Below are 4,204 nucleotides of genomic sequence, written 5' to 3' on the forward strand. Positions count from 1 at the left end.
TGCGCCTGGTGGGCGCACATCTGGGCGCGCTGGCCTCGCGGGACCTCAAGACGCGGTGCGCGGACGGTCTGGAGCACTCCACCGAGACGTGGGCGGCCAGGAAGCGCGCGCTGACGCCAGCCTCGTCGGCGCGCTGGGCCGGGGCGATCACCAAGGCGTCGCACGACCAGTGGGCGCTGGCCCGCCGCTGCCTGCTGGCCCACATCCACAGCCTGGAGGCCGGGGTCGCCACGATCGCGCACCGGCTGGCGCAACCGGTCGGGCGGAAGGGATCGAAGAACGCGCCGGGCGGCTACCGCTCCAGGCGGGAGTGGTTCGCCAAGTCCCGCCGCCTGCACGTGCTTCAGGACCGGCTGGAGCGGGGGAGGACGACACCGCCCCCGCACGACCAGAACGATCGTGCGGGGCATCGGACCGCCCAGGCCGGACCGGGCACCCCGGGGCGTGAGGAACCCCGCCCCCGCATCCCCGGACCACGGACACGATCCGTGCGCGCCGGACGCGGAGCGAACGCGGGAAACCAGAACGCCCAGCACCGTTCGGGGCGTTCGGCTGAGCACGAGCCCTGGAACCAGGACTCACTTCTCAGTCTCTAGGAACGGTAGCGACTCTCCATCGTCTCTTGGAGCAGTTTCAGGGAGGCGCGTGGCGTGAGTGCCTCGTCGGCCAGCCGGTCCAGGGCGACGCGGTACTCCTCCGTCTCGTCCTGGTCCTCGAGGAAGTTCGCGCTCCGGATGTGCTCCAGGTAGACGACGTCGGGCAGATCCAGGCCGTCGAAGCGGAGATAGGTGATCGGGATCGCCGGGGCCGACGCGTTGGTCACGTCCAACGGCACGATCTGCACGCTGACATGGGGACGCTGGGCCATCTCGACCAGATGCGCGAGCTGCTCGCGCATCACCGCACGGCTGCCGAGCACGCGCAGCAGCACGGACTCGTCGATGATCGCCCACAGTTGCGGAGCGTCCGCCCGGTGCAGCAACTGTGCCCGCCGGGTGCGCAGTTCGACCCGGCGCCGCACCTCGTGCGACGGCGCCACCGGCAGCCCGCGCTCCACGACCGCCCGGGTGTAGTCCGGGGTCTGCAGCAGGCCGGGCACGTACTGGATCTCGAACGTACGGATCGCGGCAGCCGCCTCCTGCAGCCCGACCAGCCGGTCGAACCACTCGGGCATCAGCCGCTTGTCGTAACGCTGCCACCAGCCGGGCTCCCCGGCCCGCCGGAGCAGCTGCAGCAGCACCGACGCCTCGTACTCCTCGGCGCCGTACAGCTTCAGCAGTGCGCGGACATCGCCCTCGGTCGGAGGCCTGCGGCCCTTGCCCGACTCGATGCGCGACAACTTGGCGGGGCTGAATCCCAGGGCGCGCGCCGCCTGTTCCTGAGCCAGACCGGCATCCTCCCGCAGGCCCGCCAGCTGGACGCCGACCAGCATCTTCAGCAGAGTCGGAGCGGGCTCCGCCCGGTCGAGATAGGGTCGGAGGCGGGACACACGCTGTGGCTCGGCGGACATCCTGGCTCCCTGCAGACCGGCAGAAGTGACTCTCACGCTACCGCACTTGGCCGGTCTGCAGCAGGCGGGACGGCTCACATCAGATGGTCGAACTCACCCTCCTTGGCGCCGGCCAGGAACGCAGCCACCTCGGCGGCGGTGTACACGAGCGCGGGCCCGTCGGGATCACGGGAGTTGCGCATCGCGACGCCCCCGTTGCCCAGGGCGGCGACCTCGACGCAGTTGCCCTCGGCGTTGCTGTGCCGGCTCTTGATCCACCGGGCGTCCAACGAACTCGCCCGCACTCCGTTCGGCATCACTGGCACCGCGACCTCCCTCAGTTCACGTTGCTGACTCCCTACCCAGATTCTCGCGCAATTTCTCGTGCAATTGCACGGAGGTGGGGTTGGTGTGGATAATAGCTACGGCGTCAACCCTCTTGGGGGCGCCCGATCATGACGCCGCATCAGGGAGAAGGCCAGGTCGTCGACCTGCCACCCGTACCGACATGACTGCCGCGGAAAGGCCCGACGCCATGCGCACCGCTTCGACGGGACAGCAGAGCACCGAGCGCACAGACCGCGAAACGCGGCCGACGGGAGCTTCCCGCGCCACGCCCCTGAGAGCGCTGGGCGAGGTGCCGTGGCAGGAGATCCGGGACTCCACCGGCTGCGCGGCCGGCATCCCGCTGCTCCTCAACAAGATCGCCTGGGGCGGCGCCGACACCGCCGGGGCGGCACTCGACGAACTGCGCGACCGTGTCTGCCAGTACGGCTTCGTGGTGGAGCAGGCGACGGCCGCGACGGTCCCCTTCCTGTGGGAGCTTGCCCAGCTTCCCCATGTGACCTGCCGCGCCCGGATCATCGAGCTGCTGAAGAACATCGCCGACGCCCGGCAGTGGGAGAACACCGCGACGGCGTATCCCAAGCTGCTCAACCACCGTGAGAACCACGTGGTCTGGGAGCGCGCCGCCCGTCAGGCCGTCCGTGCCCGGCGGGGCGTCGTGCGGCAGCTCCAGGCCGAGCAGGACGCCGAGATCGCCCGCGCGTCCACCGAACTCGCCCGGTCCCTCGGCGAGTAGCGGCCCCAGCCCCAGCCCCACCCGCACGGCGCGTCTGTGCCGCTCGCCGGTCTCACGCTGCGGACGCTCCGACATTCCTGCCGTCACCTGGTGTACCCCTGGCCGAACTGGGCAGAAAGCGCTTCCTGCCTCCTTGACCCGGCTGACGGAGAGGACCACCGCGGATGGCGTCGTCGCATGAGAGACCGCTCGACCACCGCTACCGGGGCGAACACCCGATACGCACCCTCGCCTACCTGTTCCACGCCGACCGATGGCGACTGGCCGCCGCGGTCGGCGTCTTCACGGTCAAGCACAGCCCGGTCTGGCTGCTGCCGCTGATCACCGCGTCCATCATCGACACCGTCGTCCAGCACCAGCCGATCAGCAGGCTCTGGACCAGCACCGGGATCATCATGTTCATCCTGGTGGTCAACTACCCGCTGCACGTGCTGTACGTCCGCCTCCTGTACGGCAGCGTGCGCCGCATGGGCACCGCCCTGCGCTCCGCGCTCTGCACCCGGATGCAGCAGCTCTCCATCGGCTACCACTCCCGGGTCAGCGCCGGAGTGCTGCAGGCCAAGGTGGTGCGCGACGTCGAGACCGTCGAGCAGATGGTGCAACAGACCGCCGAAACGGGACTCGGCGCGATCACCGTCCTCACCGGAGGACTCGTCATCATCGCCATCCGCACCCCCGAGTTCGTCCCCGTCTTTCTCGTCGTCGTGCCCGCCGCCGCCCTCCTCGTGGCCCGCCTCAGGGCCCGGCTGCGCACCCACAACGAGCACTTCCGCCACGAGGTCGAGACGCTCTCCTCGCGCGTGACGGAGATGACCCGCCTGATCCCGGTGACCCGCGCGCACGGCCTGGAGGGCAAGGCGCTGCGCCGCATGGACGGCACCCTGCGCCGGCTGCTGACCTCAGGGATGCGCCTGGACCTGGTCAACGGCCGGTTCGGCTCACTCGCCTGGGTGGTTCTCAACGTGGTCGGTGTCCTCGTTCTCGCCGGCGCCGCGCTGATCTCGTACTACGACGTCTGGGGCGTCACCGCCGGCGATGTCGTCATGCTCAGCGCCTTCCTGACCACCCTCACCAACTCCACGACGACACTCACCGGCCTGGCCCCGGTCATCACCAAGGGCCTCGAATCCGTCCGCTCGGTCGGTGAGGTGCTCCAGGCTCCCGAGCTCGAGGACAACGAGGGCAAGGCCGAACTCACCGCGCTGCGCGGCGCCGTCACCTTCGACAGCGTCTCTCACGCGTACGAGGACGGCGGACGGCCTGCCGTACGCGACTTCAGCCTCTCGGTGACACCGGGCGAGACGATCGCTCTGGTGGGCGCGTCCGGCGCAGGGAAGTCCACCGTGCTCAACCTCGTCATCGGCTTCATCCGCCCCACCGCGGGCCGGCTGCTGCTCGACGGGACCGATATGAGCACCCTCGACCTGCGCACCTACCGGCGCTTCGTGTCGGTCGTGCCGCAGGAGTCGATCCTCTTCGACGGCACCGTCCGTGAGAACGTCGCCTACGGGATGGACGACGCCGACGAGGAGACGGTCCGGGCGGCGCTGCGGGACGCCAACGCGCTGGAGTTCGTCGACGGGCTGCCGCAGGGACTCGACACCCTGGGCGGCGAGCGCGGGGCGCGACTGTCC

Annotated in this window: 4 protein-coding genes and 1 pseudogene; 3 read left to right on the plus strand and 2 right to left on the minus strand. The window is 70.1% G+C overall.

Translation table 11 applies throughout. The features are described 5' to 3' along the window. Positions 1 to 368: pseudogene (locus ACTWQJ_RS47350) on the plus strand (IS200/IS605 family accessory protein TnpB-related protein); the annotation flags it as partial. 224 nt (positions 369 to 592) lie between these two features. Here ACTWQJ_RS47350 and ACTWQJ_RS47355 read toward each other — a convergent pair. After that, on the minus strand, positions 593 to 1,510 hold the full coding sequence (locus ACTWQJ_RS47355) for a helix-turn-helix domain-containing protein (protein WP_443312565.1): 918 nt from the start codon (positions 1,508 to 1,510) through the stop codon (positions 593 to 595). A 74-nt stretch (positions 1,511 to 1,584) separates the two neighbouring features. Continuing rightward, positions 1,585 to 1,806: a DUF397 domain-containing protein gene (locus ACTWQJ_RS47360; protein WP_443312566.1), complete on the minus strand. Its 222-nt coding sequence runs from the start codon at positions 1,804 to 1,806 to the stop codon at positions 1,585 to 1,587. Positions 1,807 to 2,024: 218 nt separating this feature from the next. Between ACTWQJ_RS47360 and ACTWQJ_RS47365 the strand changes: the two genes are divergently transcribed. Further along, positions 2,025 to 2,570: a hypothetical protein gene (locus tag ACTWQJ_RS47365; protein WP_443312568.1), complete on the plus strand. Its 546-nt coding sequence runs from the start codon at positions 2,025 to 2,027 to the stop codon at positions 2,568 to 2,570. A gap of 164 nt (positions 2,571 to 2,734) precedes the next feature. Then, on the plus strand, positions 2,735 to 4,204 hold a 1,470-nt coding region (locus ACTWQJ_RS47370), incomplete at its 3' end, for an ABC transporter ATP-binding protein (RefSeq protein ID WP_443312567.1).

The organism is Streptomyces sp. KR55, assembly GCF_052245645.1.
GTDB lineage: Bacteria > Actinomycetota > Actinomycetes > Streptomycetales > Streptomycetaceae > Streptomyces > Streptomyces flavusporus.

What these genes read in the sequence shown, in the direction of transcription:
- ACTWQJ_RS47360 (WP_443312566.1), bottom strand. Translation starts at nt 1,806, where the DNA reads ATGCCGAACGGAGTGCGGGCGAGTTCGTTGGACGCCCGGTGGATCAAG.
- ACTWQJ_RS47365 (WP_443312568.1), top strand. Translation starts at nt 2,025, where the DNA reads ATGCGCACCGCTTCGACGGGACAGCAGAGCACCGAGCGCACAGACCGC.
- ACTWQJ_RS47355 (WP_443312565.1), bottom strand. Translation starts at nt 1,510, where the DNA reads ATGTCCGCCGAGCCACAGCGTGTGTCCCGCCTCCGACCCTATCTCGAC.